12 protein-coding genes are annotated in these 14,394 nt (G+C 77.5%); 6 read left to right on the forward strand and 6 right to left on the reverse strand.

Annotated elements, in window-relative coordinates:
- Positions 1–29 precede the first annotated feature (29 nt).
- Complete coding sequence (locus ADEH_RS19160) at positions 30–650, forward strand: hypothetical protein (protein ID WP_232287340.1); 621 nt, start codon at positions 30–32, stop codon at positions 648–650.
- A 12-nt stretch (positions 651–662) separates the two neighbouring features.
- Here the strand turns inward: ADEH_RS19160 and ADEH_RS19165 are convergent, their stop codons facing one another.
- The 3 genes from ADEH_RS19165 to ADEH_RS19175 all read right to left on the reverse strand — a co-directional run bounded on the left by ADEH_RS19165 (position 663) and on the right by ADEH_RS19175 (position 3,690).
- A complete protein-coding gene (locus ADEH_RS19165) occupies positions 663–1,889 on the reverse strand; it encodes an MFS transporter (protein ID WP_011422757.1) in 1,227 nt (408 codons plus the stop codon).
- Positions 1,886–3,355 carry an MDR family MFS transporter gene (locus ADEH_RS19170; RefSeq protein WP_011422758.1) on the reverse strand — a complete coding sequence of 490 codons (1,470 nt, stop codon included), beginning with the start codon at positions 3,353–3,355 and terminating at the stop codon, positions 1,886–1,888. Before ADEH_RS19170 ends, ADEH_RS19165 begins: the two co-directional genes overlap by 4 nt.
- A 104-nt stretch (positions 3,356–3,459) precedes the next feature.
- The gene (locus tag ADEH_RS19175) at positions 3,460–3,690 is read right to left on the reverse strand and encodes a YgaP family membrane protein (RefSeq protein WP_011422759.1); all 231 of its coding nucleotides are present in this window, start codon (positions 3,688–3,690) and stop codon (positions 3,460–3,462) included.
- 91 nt (positions 3,691–3,781) lie between these two features.
- On the opposite strand from ADEH_RS19175, the gene ADEH_RS19180 reads away from it, so the two are divergent.
- Positions 3,782–5,866, forward strand: coding sequence for a hypothetical protein (locus ADEH_RS19180; protein ID WP_011422760.1), 2,085 nt, complete (start codon positions 3,782–3,784; stop codon positions 5,864–5,866).
- A 19-nt stretch (positions 5,867–5,885) separates the two neighbouring features.
- Here ADEH_RS19180 and ADEH_RS19185 read toward each other — a convergent pair whose 3' ends face one another.
- Entirely contained in the window at positions 5,886–6,200 is a 315-nt protein-coding gene (locus ADEH_RS19185; RefSeq protein WP_011422761.1) for a hypothetical protein, read from the reverse strand.
- 117 nt (positions 6,201–6,317) lie between these two features.
- Here ADEH_RS19185 and ADEH_RS19190 point away from each other — a divergent pair, with 117 nt between their 5' ends.
- Positions 6,318–6,590, forward strand: a complete 273-nt coding sequence (locus ADEH_RS19190) for a hypothetical protein (protein WP_041453705.1) — start codon at positions 6,318–6,320, stop codon at positions 6,588–6,590.
- Here ADEH_RS19190 and ADEH_RS19195 read toward each other — a convergent pair.
- Entirely contained in the window at positions 6,545–8,623 is a 2,079-nt protein-coding gene (locus tag ADEH_RS19195; RefSeq protein ID WP_011422763.1) for an amylo-alpha-1,6-glucosidase, read from the reverse strand. The two genes, ADEH_RS19190 and ADEH_RS19195, sit on opposite strands and share 46 nt — an antisense overlap.
- Positions 8,620–10,530, reverse strand: coding sequence for a malto-oligosyltrehalose trehalohydrolase (gene treZ / locus ADEH_RS19200; RefSeq protein WP_011422764.1), 1,911 nt, complete (start codon positions 10,528–10,530; stop codon positions 8,620–8,622). Before treZ ends, ADEH_RS19195 begins: the two co-directional genes overlap by 4 nt.
- An 87-nt stretch (positions 10,531–10,617) precedes the next feature.
- On the opposite strand from treZ, the gene ADEH_RS19205 reads away from it, so the two are divergent.
- From ADEH_RS19205 to ADEH_RS19215, 3 genes are all read left to right on the forward strand, one after another.
- A complete protein-coding gene (locus tag ADEH_RS19205) occupies positions 10,618–11,499 on the forward strand; it encodes a hypothetical protein (RefSeq protein WP_011422765.1) in 882 nt (293 codons plus the stop codon).
- Between the two features lie 203 nt (positions 11,500–11,702).
- Positions 11,703–13,283 (forward strand): cache domain-containing protein, encoded by a 1,581-nt coding sequence (locus ADEH_RS19210; RefSeq protein WP_011422766.1) that lies wholly within the window; start codon positions 11,703–11,705, stop codon positions 13,281–13,283.
- Between the two features lie 43 nt (positions 13,284–13,326).
- Complete coding sequence (locus ADEH_RS19215; protein ID WP_041453970.1) at positions 13,327–14,385, forward strand: NADH:flavin oxidoreductase/NADH oxidase; 1,059 nt, start codon at positions 13,327–13,329, stop codon at positions 14,383–14,385.
- The last annotated feature ends 9 nt before the right edge of the window (positions 14,386–14,394 follow it).

Raw genomic sequence — 14,394 nt, forward strand, 5'->3', positions numbered from 1 at the left:
CGGCCCCGGTCCGTGCCACGCTCGCCGGCATGAGACCGCTCGCACTCGCCTGCCTCGCCGCCGTCCTCGCCGTCGTCGCGGCCCCGGCCGCCCGGGCCGACGACGACGGCCCCGACGCGCAGGTGCTGGCGCTCCGCGCCGGCGCCTGGCTCCCGGCCGGCCCGTCCATGGCCGGCCTCGATCCCGGCCCGGAGGGCGAGCTCACGCTCGGCCTCCGCCTGCTCCCCTGGCTCGGCGCGGAGATGGGCGCCGGCGTGGCCCGCCCGTCCTCCGCCGCCGCGGCGGTCCGCGACGCCGCCGGGGTCGAGCGCACGGTGGAGCCGCGGCTGTGGGACGTGCCGGTCGGCGGCGGGCTCCGCGCGTTCCTGCCGGTGGGCCCGGTGGAGCTCTCGGCCGCGGCCGGCGTCGCGGTGCACTTCCTGAGCGCGGAGCGCGACGTGGCCAGCAGCGCCACCACCGCGGTCGCGAGCGAGAAGGAGGAGGACGCGTCGCTCGGCGGCTGGGGCGCGCTCGCGGCCATGGTGAAGGTGGCGCGCCACACCTCGCTCGGCGTGGAGGGGCGCTTCACCGTGCTGCGGCCGCACCTGTTCGGCGAGCGGCAGCGCCTCGACGCGTTCGCGGCCGGGCTGCGGATCGCGCAGGGGTTCTGAGGCCGCCCGCGGTCAGCGCTCCTCGGGCGGGCGCAGCGCGCGGAAGCGCCGCCAGAGCAGCAGGTCGTAGAGGACCTTGAGGCCGCCCGCGAGCAGGAACGGGACGCTCGCCAGCGCGCCGGCGCCGGCGTAGAGCGGGCCCGCCAGCGCCGGCGCGAGCGCCGAGCCCACCGTGCGCGCGATGCCGGTCACCCCGGCCGCGGCGGAGCGCTCGTCGGGATCCACCACCGCGACCGTGTAGGACTGGCGCGTCGGGACGTCCATCTGCGAGATGGAGAAGCGCAGCAGCAGCACGCCGATGGCGAGCGGCAGCGTGGGCATGAGCGGCACCAGCGCCAGCAGCAGGTTCGAGGGCAGGTGCGTCGCCACCATGGTGTTCACGAGGCCGATGCGCCGCGCGATGGCCGAGGCGGACAGCGCCGAGATCCCGGCGAGCACGTTCGCCCCGAAGAAGATCGCGCCGATGGTGGCCGGGCTGGCGCCGAAGCGGCGGTGGAACCACCACGCCACGAAGCTCTGCACCACCAGGCCGCCCGCGAACGCGTCCAGCGAGAACAGCGCGGAGAGCTCCAGCACGGTGCGGCGGGAGCGGTGCAGCCCGAGGAACGCGGCGCGCGGCGAGGCCGCGGAGCGCGGGGCGGTCTCGACGCGCGGGGTGAGCCGCAGGAACGCCGCCGCGAGCACCAGGCCGAGCGCCCCGTACAGCGCGGTGACGGCGCGGTAGGAGGCGAGCGGGGCGAGGCCGCGGCGCTGCAGCGCGCCGGCGAGCGCGCCGCCGGCGAGCGCGCCCAGCGCGGTCGCCAGCGCGCCGGCCAGCTGGTACCAGGCGAACGTCGCGGTGCGCCGCTGCGAGGGCACCGCCTCCGTGAGCGCCGCCAGCTCGATGGCGAGGAACGGCCCCACCTCGTTGCCGGACGGGCTCATCACGCCGACGGTGGCCGCGAGGAGCAGCAGCGGGAACGCGGTGGTGGCGGAGAACGCGGCGCCGGCGAGCACCATGAGGAGCGCGCCGAGCACGAGCATGCGGCGGCGGCCGATCCGGTCGGCGCGCGTCGTGATCCACAGCGAGAGCGCGGTGTCGCCGAGCAGCGTGAGCGTGAGCAGCGCGCCGATGCGCGGCTGGTCGAGCCCGGCCGCCTCGAGGTGCAGCACCAGCACCACCGAGAGCAGGCCGTACGCGAACAGCCGGACGGCCCGGGTGGCGAACAGGGTCGCGACGTCGCGGGCGGGCCGGCTCACGGGCGGTCCGGGGCCGGAGGGGCGCCGGCGCGCTCCGGGGTCCGCGCCGCGAGCGCGAGGCGCGGGAAGCGCAGGCCCACGGCGAAGGCCGCGCCGGCGATCACCGCCACCGCCGCGAAGATCCTGCCCATGGCGCCCTGCAGCGCCCCCGCGAGCGGCGCGAGCACGCCCGCGTCGATCGACGCCCGCTCCGGCCCGAGCAGGCGCGAGACCAGCGCCCCGTCGGCGCCGCCGCTCGCGAGCGCGTGCGCGAGCACGCCGCCGAGCACGCCCACCGAGAGCGTGCCGCCGATGGTGCGGAAGAACATGGTGGTGGCGGTCGCGACGCCGCGCCGGTTCCAGGGCACGCTGGCCTGCACCGCGATGACGAGCGGCGTGGAGGCCAGGCCCATGCCGGCGCCGTACGCGAACGCGAGCGCCTGGGGCACGAGGAGCGGCACGCCCGGGCGGAGCAGCAGCGCCAGCGCCCCGGCGGCGACCGCGGTGAGGCCCATGCCGGCGCGGACCAGCGCGCGGTAGCCGGTGCGCGGGAGGAGCCGCCCGGACAGCGCGCTGCAGATGGGCCACCCCACCGCCATGGGCGCGATGGCGCTGCCCGCCTGCGTGGGCGTCCCGCCGAGCACGCTCTGGACCCACAGCGGCACGAACGTGACCATGCCCAGCATCGCCGCGCCGAGCAGCGCATTCGCCGCCGACGACACGGCGATGACCCGGTCGCGGAACAGGTCGAGCGGGAGGAGCGGCTCCGGCGCCCGCCGCTCCACCGCCAGGAACGCCGCCAGCGCGACGGCGCCGAGCGGCAGCGCCAGCAGCCCGGTGGCGGGCGAGCGCACCGCGAGCAGCGCGGAGACCACCGCGATCGAGAGCAGCGCCGCCCCGGCGACGTCGAGCCGGTGGGCGTGGCGCTCGGGCCGCTCGTGGTAGACGAGCGCCAGCACCAGCGCCGAGCCGAGGCCGAACGGCACGTTCAGCCAGAAGACCCAGCGCCAGGAGGCGAGGTGCACGATCGCGCCGCCGAGCAGCGGCCCGACCAGGCCGGCGAGCCCCCAGACCGCGCCGAACACCCCCTGGATGCGCGCGCGCTCCTCCGGCTCGAACAGGTCGCCGGCGATGGTGAGCGTGACGGGCTGGATCGCGCCGGCGCCCAGGCCCTGCAGCGCCCGCGCGGCCACCAGCGCCTCCATCGACCGGGCCATCCCGCAGGCGATCGAGCTCGCCACGAACAGCGCGAGCCCGAACAGCATCACCACCTTGCGGCCCTTCAGGTCGGCGAGCTTGCCGTAGATGGGCACGCTCACCGTGGCGGTGAGCATGTAGGCGGCGAAGGCCCAGGCGTACAGCGCCAGCCCACCCAGCTCCCCCACCACCGACGGCATGGCGGTCGAGACGACCGTCATCTCCATCGCGGCGAGGAACATCCCGAGGAGCAGGGCGACGACGGTGAGTCCGCGGTGGGTCCGGCGCATGGTCGTCCGCGCGTTTAGCGCAGGCGATCCGCCCGGTCAACGCGGAGCGCAGGCCGGGCACGCCCGCCGAAGGGAGGGCGGTCCCGGCCTGCGTGCGGCGGGGCTCAGCGCTGCGACGGCGCGGGGACGGGGGCGCCCCGCAGGCCGGCCTTCCGCATGATGATCTCGGCCGGGCAGAAGCCGGTGAAGCCGCTCTGGAACAGGTTCGCGCCCACGAAGACGGTGAGCCAGAGCCAGCTCGCGTTCACGAACAGCGGGCTGGCCTGGGCGCCCAGCAGGAGCGAGACGAGGACGAAGGTCCCGGCGAGGATGCGGACACCGCGTTCGGCGGTCATGACGTGTCTCCTTCGGGGGCGTGCGGCGCCCCTCATTGCAGGCGTGAGAGGCCGGGAACGCCGGGAAGGGTTCGCGGTAGAGTGCGCGCCCATGTCCCTCGCCGCCGCGACCCTGGTCGCCCTCGCCATGACCGCCGCCCCGAAGCCCCCGCCCGCCCTCGCCCGCGCCGTCGAGCGCTGCACCGCCGCCCTGGTCGCGAAGCACGGCGAGCCCGAGCGGGATCGCGCCGCCCGCGGCGCCGCCCAGGCCGCCGCCTTCTGGCGTCCCGCCGACGGCGACGCGAAGGCCTTCGAGGCGCTGTGCGTGGAGCAGTTCCGCCCGCGCGGGAGCGATCTCGACCAGACGTTCAAGCGCTTCGAGGCGAGCTTCGAGGCGCTCGACGGGAACGGCCTGGAGATCGCCCGGACGCTCTCCTCGTTCGCGCAGCTCGACGTCGGGCCCATGCAGCCGGTGGACGGGCTGCTGGCCGCGTACGACCCCTCGGCGCACGTGGTGGACGACCTGTTCGACGGGAAGATCGCGTTCGCGGCGCTGCTCAACTTCCCGCTCACCACGCTCGACGAGCGGCTCCGCCAGGGCGAGGGCTGGTCGCGGCGCCAGTGGGCCGAGGCGCGGCTCGCGAACCGCTTCGCGCGCCGCGTGCCCGCCGCGGTGAACCGCGAGATCGCGAAGGCCGGCGCGGACGCCGACCTCTACATCGCCGACTACAACGTCTACGTGCACCACCTGGTGGACGACCAGGGGGCGCGCCTCTTCCCGAAGGGCAAGCGGCTGCTCTCGCACTGGAACCTGCGCGACGAGCTGAAGGCGCAGTACGCCGACCCGCAGGGCCTCGCGCGGCAGCGCGCCATCGCCAAGGTGATGGAGCGGATCGTGACGCAGACCATCCCGGCCGCGGTGGTGAACGACCCGACCGCCGACTGGAACCCGTGGACCAACGCGGTGCGCCCGGCGCCGGCCGACGAGATCGAGGGCGGGGCGAAGCCGCGCGCGAAGGTGGACGGCGCGCGCGAGGCCGACCAGCGCTACGCGCGCATCCTCGCGAACTTCCGGGCGCAGCGCGCCGCGGACCCGTACTCGCCCTCGGCGCCCACGCTCATCGCCCGCAAGTTCGAGCTGGAGCGCGAGCTGCCCGAGGCGCGGGTGGTCGCGATGCTGGAGGAGGTGCTGGGCGCGCCGGAGATCAAGCGCATCGCGGCGCTCATCGAGGCGCGCCTCGGGCGCAAGCTGGAGCCGTTCGACATCTGGTACCCGGGCTTCAAGCCGCGCGCGCGCCAGTCGGAGGCGGAGCTGGACACGATGACGCGCAAGCGCTACCCGACGCCGGCCGCGTTCGCGAAGGACCTCCCGAACGTGCTCCAGCGGCTCGGGTTCGCGCCGGAGAAGGCCGCCTGGCTGGCGGAGCGGATCGCGGTGGACCCGGCCCGCGGCTCGGGCCACGCCATGGGCGCGGCGCGCCGCGGCGACCAGGCCCACCTGCGCACCCGCGTCGGCCCGGACGGCATGGACTACAAGGGCTTCAACATCGCGGTCCACGAGCTGGGCCACAACGTGGAGCAGACGTTCTCGCTCTACGGCGTGGACTCGACGCTGCTGCAGGGCGTGCCGAACACCGCCTTCACCGAGGCCATCGCGTTCGTGTTCCAGGCGCGCGACCTCGAGGTGCTGGGGCTGCCGGGGCCGGGCGCGGAGGAGCAGCGGCTGCGCGCGGTGAGCGACCTGTGGGACGCCTACGAGATCTCCGGCGTGGCGCTGGTGGACCTCGGGATCTGGAAGTGGATGTACGCGCACCCGCAGGCCACCCCGGCGCAGCTCCGCGAGGCGACGCTCGGGATCGCGCGCGACGTGTGGAACCGCTGGTACGCGCCGGTGCTCGGCGCCCGCGACGTCCCGCTGCTCGCCATCTACTCGCACATCGTCTCGAACGTCCTCTACGTCCCCGACTACCCGGTGGGCCGCCTCATCTCCGCGCAGATCGAGGACCACCTCGCCGCGCTGCCGAAGGGCGCGACGCTGGGCTCGGAGGTCGAGCGGATGACCACGGTGGGCGCGGTCTCGCCCGACCTGTGGATGAAGAAGGCCACCGGCTCGCCCGTCTCCGCCACCCCGCTCGTCCGCGCCGCGGCCCGCGCGCTCGACGCGATGCCGGCGCAGGGCGCGACCGGGAGCCGCTGAGCCGGGGTCGGCCGGTCGGTCAGCGCGCGGCGCCGGCGCCCTCCCCGCGCCCGAGGCCGCGGGTCCGGCACGACGCGACGAACGCGTGCGCCTCGTCGTAGGCGCCCACGAACCAGCGGCGGCCGCCGGGCGCGTCGTCGTAGACGGCCACCGCGCGGATCCAGGCGAAGGCCGGCTCGAACTCGTCCCAGCCGACCTCGCGCATCGCCGCGGGGCAGGACTCGCCCGGCATGGCCAGCGCGAGCCGCCCGCTCGCCTCCTCGCGGCACGGGCGTGCCTCGCGGGCCTCGGCCCAGCGGCGCAGCTCGACGACGTCCTGCGTGGTGCGAAGCATGGCCTCTCCTCCGTCGCGGGGTGCCGGCCGGACATGGCGGCCGGGGCGGCCGCGCGCACGAGAAGATGCAGGGGCGCCCCGCGCGGCGCGAGCGCGGCCGGATGCGCAGCGTGGGGCATGGCCGAGAACGAGTGGACGGACGAGGCGGCCGACCGGGCGCGCGAGGCGGCCGAGCGGCGCGAGACGGGCGGGGCGAGCGTGCCCGCCGGCGGGGCGAAGGGGCCGGGAGACCTGCGGGTGCCGGGCGAGCGGCGCGAGCCGGACGACGTGCCGCCGCGGCGCGCGGGCGTGGTCCCGGCGCCCGAGCGCGAGGAGGCGCCGGAGCTGCTCGGCGAGCAGAGCGACTACCCGAGCTCGCGGCCGGATCCCGACCGCGACCCCGGCTCCTGAGCCGCGGCGGCCCCGGAGACGCGCAGCAGCGACCGCAGCAGCTCCGCGACGCCCCACGCCTGCGCCACGCAGCCGCGCGGCGTGAACGGCGGCTCGGCGTCGAACACCTCCGAGATCTGCCCGAGGCAGGCGTGGCCGAGCTCGCCGACGAGCCCGTCGAGCGCCCGCCGCGCGCCGTCGAGGTCGCCCGGGTGCACGCGCAGCCACGCGTCCACCCACGGGCCCACGAGCCAGCTCCACACCGTGCCCTGGTGGTAGGCGGCGTCGCGGGTCCGCAGGTCCCCGTGGTACGTCGCCTTGTACTCGGGGTGATCGCGGGAGAGCGAGCGCAGGCCCACCGGGGTGAGCAGCCGCTCGCGGACCGTCTCGAGCACCGGCGCCCAGCGGTCGCGCTCGAGCACCGGGCTGGGCAGCGAGATGGCGAGGAGCTGGTTGGGCCGGCAGGCGGGATCGTCCCGGCCGTCCTCGCCGTCCACCACGTCGAAGAGCTGCCGCCCCGGCGCGTTCCAGAAGCGCCGGTTGAAGGACGCGCGGGCGCGCGCGGCCGCCTCCGCCGCCGCGCGGGCGGCCTCGCCCTCCCCCTCCTCCTCGAGCCAGCGCGCCAGGTTCGCGAGCGCGTTGAACCACAGCGCGTTGATCTCGACCGCCTTGCCGCGGCGCGGGGTCACCACCCAGCCCTCCACCTTCGCGTCCATCCAGGTGAGCTGGTAGCCCTGCTCGCCCTGGCGGAGCAGCCCGTCCTGCGGGTCCACCCCGATGCCGAACCGCGTGCCGCGCTGGTGGTGCGCGACCACGTCCCGGAGCGCCGGCAGCAGCCGGCGCAGGAGCTGCCGGTCGCCGGTGGCCCGCACGTACCGGTCCACCGCGTGGAACATCCAGAGCGTGGCGTCGGCGGTGTGGTACAGCCCCTCCGCGTCGCCCTCCGGGAACAGGTTGGGGATGAGCCCGTCGCGCACGTGGCGGGCGAACGCGCGGAGGATCGCGGCGGCGTCGCGCGCGCGGCCGGTGCAGAGCGCCAGCCCCTCCAGCGAGATCATCGTGTCGCGGCCCCAGTCGGTGAACCAGTGGTAGCCGGCGATCACGGTGCGCGGCGCGTCGCCCTCCGCCCGCGCCTCCTCCTGCACCCGGCCCGCCGGCGCCACCACGAACGCGTCGGCGGCGAGCACCAGCTCGGCCGCGGGGCCCTGCCGCGCCGCCTCCGGCGCGCGCGCCAGCAGCGCCTCCCGCCGCGCGCGCTCGGCCCGGAGCGCCTCGTCGGGCGCGAGCGCGGTCACCTGGTCCCACGGCTCGGTGGACGCGACCAGCGTCACCGGCGCCTCGCGCCCGAGGTCCACGCGGAAGAAGCCGGGGCTGAACAGGTCGCCCTGCGTGTCGTAGCCGCGGCTCGCCTCCACGCGGTAGACCACCTCGGCGAGCCGCTCCTCCTCGACCGTGAACGCGGCGCGCGCGCCGTGCAGCAGCAGGCGCAGCGGCGGGAAGCGCGGGTCGTCGCCGGCGACCTCGAACCGGCCCCGCGCCGCCACCAGGCGGTAGGCCGGCACCGGCCCGGACACGGGCGCGTCGTGCGGGCGGAAGTGAACGCCGGGCCGCAGCGTGAGCCGCACCGGGCCGTCGCCGTCGAGGAGCCGGTAGGAGACGTGGACCGTGTTCTGGCCGTGCACGAGCGCCACGCGCCGCTCCAGCACCGCCCCGTCGAGCCGGTAGGTCCACACCGGCAGCCCGCCCTCGAGCCGGAAGCCGCGGAGGTGCTCGGCGCCGTGCAGCGCGAGCCCCACCGACCGCTCGTCCCCGGCCAGCCGGATGCTCCGGCCATCCGCGAGCCGGACCCGGTCGGACAGGTGCGAGAGCATCACCGCGCGCCCGACGCCCGGCAGCGCGGCCACGAGCAGCCCGTGGTACCGGCGCGTGCAGGCGCCCGCGAGCGTGCCGCTGGCGTACCCGCCCAGCCCGTTCGCGACCAGCCACTCGCGCTCCAGCAGCGCCTCGGCGCCGTCGCCCGGCGCCCAGCCCTGCCGCACCGGCAGCTCGATCATGCCGCGCCCTCCGGCGCCGGCTCGAGCAGGAGCGCGGCGTGCGCCGGCACCGTCCACCCGGCCGCGTCGTCCAGCGCCGGCGTCCCGGCGCCGCCGTAGCGCGGGTCCTCGGTCGAGAGCGCGACGCGCCAGGCGCGCCCGTCGGGCGGCGCGACGAGCGGCTCGGGCAGGCTGTCGGCCTCGAGGTCCGGACCCAGGTTCACGAGGAGCAGCCGGTCGCCCGCGCCGTCCGCGAGCCAGCGCAGGCAGAGCGCCTCCGGGGCGAGCACCGCGCCGTCCAGCTCCGCCTCGCCGTCGCCGGGCGCCGGCGTGCGGCGGCGCAGCTCCAGCAGGTCCCGGTGCAGCGCGCGGAGCTCGCGCCCGGCGGCGCGCTCGCCGGGATCGAGGCGGCAGCGGGCGAACGTCTCCGGGTCGGCCGGATCCGGGAGCGCGTCGCGCATGTCCGGCCCGGCGACGGCCGGGAACTGGCGCAGGAACGCGCCGCGCCCCTCGCGCACGCGGTGCCCGAGCTCGCCCCCGTGGTCGGCGAAGTAGAGGAACGGCCGCGTCGAGCCGAACTCGGCGCCCTGGAACAGGAGCGGCGTCCACGGCCCGAGCAGCAGCAGCGCGGTGAGGGCGCGGTGGCGCCCGGGGCTGGTGAGCGCGCGCAGCCGCTCGCCGCGCGGGTGGTTCGCCACCTGATCGTGGTTCTCCAGGTAGGCGACGAAGGCGCGCGGGGGCAGGCCGCGGGTGGTGCGGCCGCGGCGCTTGCCCTGCCAGGCGTAGCGCTGCCCCTGGAACAGGTAGCCGCGCTTCGCCGCCGAGACGAGCTCCTGCGGCGCGCCGCGGTGGTCGTGGTAGTACGCGCCGCGCCGGCCGGTGGCCGCGACCACCGCCGAGTGGTGCAGGTCGTCGTTCCAGGCGAGGTCGAGCCCCATGCCGCCCTCGGCCCGCGGGCGGAGCAGCGCGGCGTCCTGCGGCTCGCTCTCCGCGACCACCAGGATGGTCCGGCCCGCGGCGGCCGCCGCCGCCCGCGCGCGCCGCGCGACCAGCGCGACCACGTGCTCCTCCGACGCGTCGAACATCCCCTGCGTCGCGTCGAGGCGAAGGCCGTCGAGGTGGTACTCGGAGATCCAGGCCGCGGCGCTGTCGCCGACCAGCTCGCGCACCGGCCCGACGTCCTCGCCGTCGAAGTTCAGCGGGTCGCCCCACTCGCCGTGGTAGCGCGTGGAGAACCAGCCCGGCGCGAACTCCCGCAGGTAGCAGCCGTCCGGCCCGAGGTGGTTGTAGACCACGTCGAGCAGCACCCCGAGCCCGAGCGCGTGCGCGCGGTCCACGAAGCGCCGGAGGTCGTCGGGCGGGCCGTAGAGCCGCGTGGGCGCGAACAGGTCCACGCCGTCGTAGCCCCAGCCGAACCGGCCCGGGAACTCCGCGACCGGCAGGACCTCCACGGCGGTGACGCCCAGCTCGGCGAGCGCCAGCAGCTCGCGCTCCGCCGCGGCCCAGGTCCCCTCCGGCGTGAACGTCCCGACGTGCAGCTCGTAGAGCACCTGCCCGCGCGGCCGGAGCCCGCGCCAGCCCGCGTCCGTCCAGCGGAAGCGCGAGGGATCCACCACCTGGGAGGGCCCGTGCGGCCCCTCCGGCTGGAAGCGCGAGGCGGGGTCCGGGTAGGCGCCCCCGCCGTCGAGCCGGTAGCGGTAGCGCGCCCCGTCGCGCAGGCCCGGCACCAGCCCCGCGTGCCACCCGCCGGGCTCCGGCGCTAGCGGGTGGCCGGCCTCGCGCGCGCCCTCGATCCGCACCTCCACGCGCGAACGGGCCGGCGCCCAGACGCGGAAGTGCACCCCCTCGTCCACCACCTCGGCCCCGGCGGCGAGCCGGCGCCGCGCGACGGTCGGTGCCGGCTGCCCCGGCGGCGCGTCGATCCTCACCACCGTCACCGTAAGGCGTTCGCCGGCGGGCGGCGCCCCCGGCCACGCGCGCCGTGGTTAGCGTGACGGGCGGACGGGGGGCGGCGCATGGCACTCGGGATTCGGCGCGGGCGGACGGGCCGGGCGGCGGCGCTCGGGGCGGGCGGGCTGGCGGCGGCCTCGGCGGTCGCGTCGCTGGCGTGGTTCCTGTCGCCGGGGCGCGGGGCGGAGCGGCGGGCGCGCGCCGCGAGGGCGCTGCGCGAGGCGCCGGGGAAGGCGCGCGCGCAGCTCGAGCGCCTGGAGGTGCGCGCGTCGATGGGCGCCGAGCGCGCGGCCCGCGCGGTGCAGCAGGTCCGGGCCGCCGCGGCGCGCCGCCCCGAGCGCCCGGCCGGCGCCGCGGCCGGCTTCCTGCTCGCGCGCGCGCTCTTCGGTCGCGGGCTCCTCCGGCTCCCGGGCGGCTTCCTGGGCGCCTGGCTCCTGGCGCGGACGGCGCCGGCGCGGCGCGGCCTCGGCGCGGCCTCCGCGGCGCTCCGGGAGGCGGCGGCGCGGCTGCGCGGCCTGCGGGGCGGCGGCCTGCGGGGCGGCGGCGAGCGCGGCGACGGCGAGCGCGGCGACGGCGAGCGCGGCGACGGCGAGCGCGGCGCGGCGCCGCGGCGGCGCGGGCCGGAGGTGGTGGAGGTGAAGAGCCCCGCCGAGCTGGAGGCGGGGGTGGCGCGCGGGCGGCCGGAGCCGACCTACCGCGATCGCGCCGACCGGAGCGGGCCCCACATGCGCGGAGGCGGCGTCCGCCGCGCGCCGGGAGCGGCTGGCCCGGCGCTGCGGTCGCCCCGGAGCGACGACGTCGTGCCCCGCGCCGGCTTCGACGCCCCGGACCCCGGCGCCTCCGTCCGGACCTCGGAGCTGGGGGCGGTCGATCCGCGGGAGGGCGAGCCCGCCGCGGACGACGAGGTGGAGCCGGGTGCGCGCGAGCCCACCGGCGACGGCGGGTAACCTGCCGCGCCGCCGCCTCGACCCGGAGGCTCGCCCCACCCGCCCCGAGGCGAACCCTACGTATGGGTCAGCGCGCCCTTCACGCGCGGCAAGCCATTGAAAACATGTATTTACGCTCCGGGCGGATCCGACCCGTGCGAGATCGCGCACCCGTCGGCATGAACCTTCCATTGGGCTCGGGCGGGGAGCCCCCTGGAGGACGGATGCTGCACGCACTCGCCAACCTGTCGATCTCCACCCGCCTTCGCCTGGTGCTGTTCGCCGGCGCCGCCGGCCTGTTCCTGCTCTCGTGGCAGTCGGTCCGCGTGCTGGAGGCGCGCATGCTCGCCGAGCGCCAGGCCAAGGTCCGGGCGCTGGTGGAGGCGGCGCACGGGCTCGTCGAGCACCAGGGCGCCCGCGCCGCCCGCGGGGAGATCTCCGCCGACGAGGCGCGGCGCGCGGCGCTCGAGGCGCTCCGCGCGCTCCGCTACGACGGCTCCGAGTACTTCTGGGTGAACGACCTCGAGCCGCGGATGGTCATGCACCCGACCAACCCGCAGCTCGACGGGCAGGACCTGTCCGGCTACCGCGACCCGAACGGCAAGCTGCTTTTCCAGGAGTTCGTCCGCACGGTGCGCGCGCGCGGCAGCGGCTTCGTGGACTACCTGTGGCCGAAGCCGGGCAGCACCGTGCCGGTGCCGAAGATCTCCTTCGTGACGCAGTACCAGCCGTGGGGCTGGGTGGTCGGCTCCGGGCTGTACGTGGACGACCTCGACGCGGCGGTCCGCCAGGAGGCGCTCCGCGTCCTCGGCACCGGCGCGCTCATCGTCGCGGTGATCCTGGGCGGCGCGGCGCTGGTGGCGCGCGGCGTCCGGCGCTCGCTGGCGCGCGCGGTGCGCGCCGCCGGCGCGGTGGCGTCCGGCGACCTCACCGTCCGCATCCCGGACGCCGCCCGCGACGAGCCGGGCCGCGTGCTGGACGCGCTCTCCGGGATGGCCGACCGGCTCTCCGCGGTGGTGGGCGAGGTCCGCGGGGCCTCGGAGGCGATCGCCTCGGCGGCCGAGGAGACGCGCACGGTGGCGGGCGCGCTGGCGGAGGCGTCGAGCGGGCAGGCCTCCGACGTGGCCCGGTCCAGCGAGGCGGTGCGCGAGCTCGTCACCGAGATCGACGGCGCCGCCGCGGAGGCGCGCGCCACCGACCAGCTGGCGCGGCGCGCCGCGGGCGACGCCGGCGAGGGCGCCCAGGCGGTGCGGGAGACGGCGCTCGCGATGCGGGCCATCGCCGAGAAGATCGGCGTGGTGGGCGAGATCGCGTACCAGACCAACCTGCTCGCGCTCAACTCGGCCATCGAGGCGGCCCGCGCCGGCGTGCACGGCCGCGGCTTCGCGGTGGTCGCGACCGAGGTGCGGCGCCTGGCCGAGCGGAGCCGCGTCGCCGCGCAGGAGATCGGGGAGCTGGCCGGCGGCAGCGTGGCCGCGGCGGATCGCGCGGCCGAGCTGATCGCGCGCGCCCTGCCCTCCATCGGCGCCACCAGCGAGCGCGTGCAGCGCATCACCGAGGCCGCCGGCCGGCAGCACCAGGCGGCGCGCGCCATCGGCGAGGTGCTCCACGGGCTCGCCGGCGCGTCGGAGCGCCAGGCGGCCGCCTCGGAGGAGCTGGCCGGCTCGGCCGCCGCGCTCTCCGACAACGCCGAGGAGCTGGCGCGGACGGTGGGCTGGTTCCGGGTGCCCGGGGGGAGCGGCGAGATCGCGCCCGCGCCGGCCTGCGTCGAGCCGCCGCGGCCCGCCGGCCGCCAGGCCGCGTGAACGTTTGGCTTGCGGAGCGCGCGGGGCGGCGTTCCATATGCGCATGCACCTCTTCAGCCCGCTCGCGCTCCGCTCCGTCACCCTCCGCAACCGCATCGCCGCCTCGCCCATGTGCCAGTACTCGGCCACCGAGGGCCGGGCGAACGACTGGCACTTCGTCCACCTCGGCGCGTTCGCCACCGGCGGCGCCGGGCTGGTGCTGGTCGAGGCCACCGGCGTGGAGGCGCGCGGCCGCATCTCGCCGCTCGACGTCGGCCTGTGGGAGGACGGCCAGATCGAGCCGCTCGCTCGGATCGTGCGCTTCGCGGAGGGGCAGGGCGCGGCCATGGGGATCCAGCTCGCCCACGCCGGCCGCAAGGCCTCCACCGCCGCCCCGTGGGACGGCGGCGGGCCGGTGGCGGCGGCCGACGGCGGCTGGCAGGCGGTGGCGCCGAGCGCGCTGCCCTTCACCGACGGTCATCCCGCGCCCCGGGCGCTCGACCTCGCCGGCGTCCGCGGCGTGGTGGACGCGTTCGCCGCCGCCGCGCGCCGCGCCCTCGCCGCCGGCTTCCGGGTGGTGGAGGTGCACGCCGCGCACGGCTACCTGCTGCACCAGTTCCTCTCGCCGCTCACCAACCACCGCGCCGACGCGTACGGCGGCAGCTTCGAGAACCGGACGCGGCTGGTGCGCGAGGTCACCGCGGCCGTGCGCGCCGCCTGGCCGGAGGAGCTCCCGGTGCTGGTCCGCATCTCCGCGACGGACTGGGCGGAGGGCGGCTGGGACGCCGACCAGTCGGTGGAGCTGTGCCGCGCGCTGAAGGGGCTCGGGGTGGACCTGGTGGACGTCTCCACCGGCGGCCTGGTCCCGGGCGTGAAGATCCCGGCCGGCCCCGGCTACCAGACCGGCTTCGCCGAGCGGATCCGTCGCGAGGCCGGCATCGCCACCGGGTCGGTCGGCATGATCACCTCGCCCGAGCAGGCGGACCACGTGATCCGCTCCGGCCAGGCCGACCTCGTGCTGCTCGCCCGCGAGCTGCTCCGCGACCCGCGGTTCCCGCTCCGCGCCTCGAAGGCGCTGGGCCACGAGGGGCCGTGGCCGAAGCAGTACCTGCGCGCGAGGTAGCGCCGCGGC

Origin of the sequence: Anaeromyxobacter dehalogenans 2CP-C (assembly GCF_000013385.1) — a bacterium.
Taxonomy (GTDB): Bacteria; Myxococcota; Myxococcia; order Myxococcales; family Anaeromyxobacteraceae; genus Anaeromyxobacter; species Anaeromyxobacter dehalogenans_B.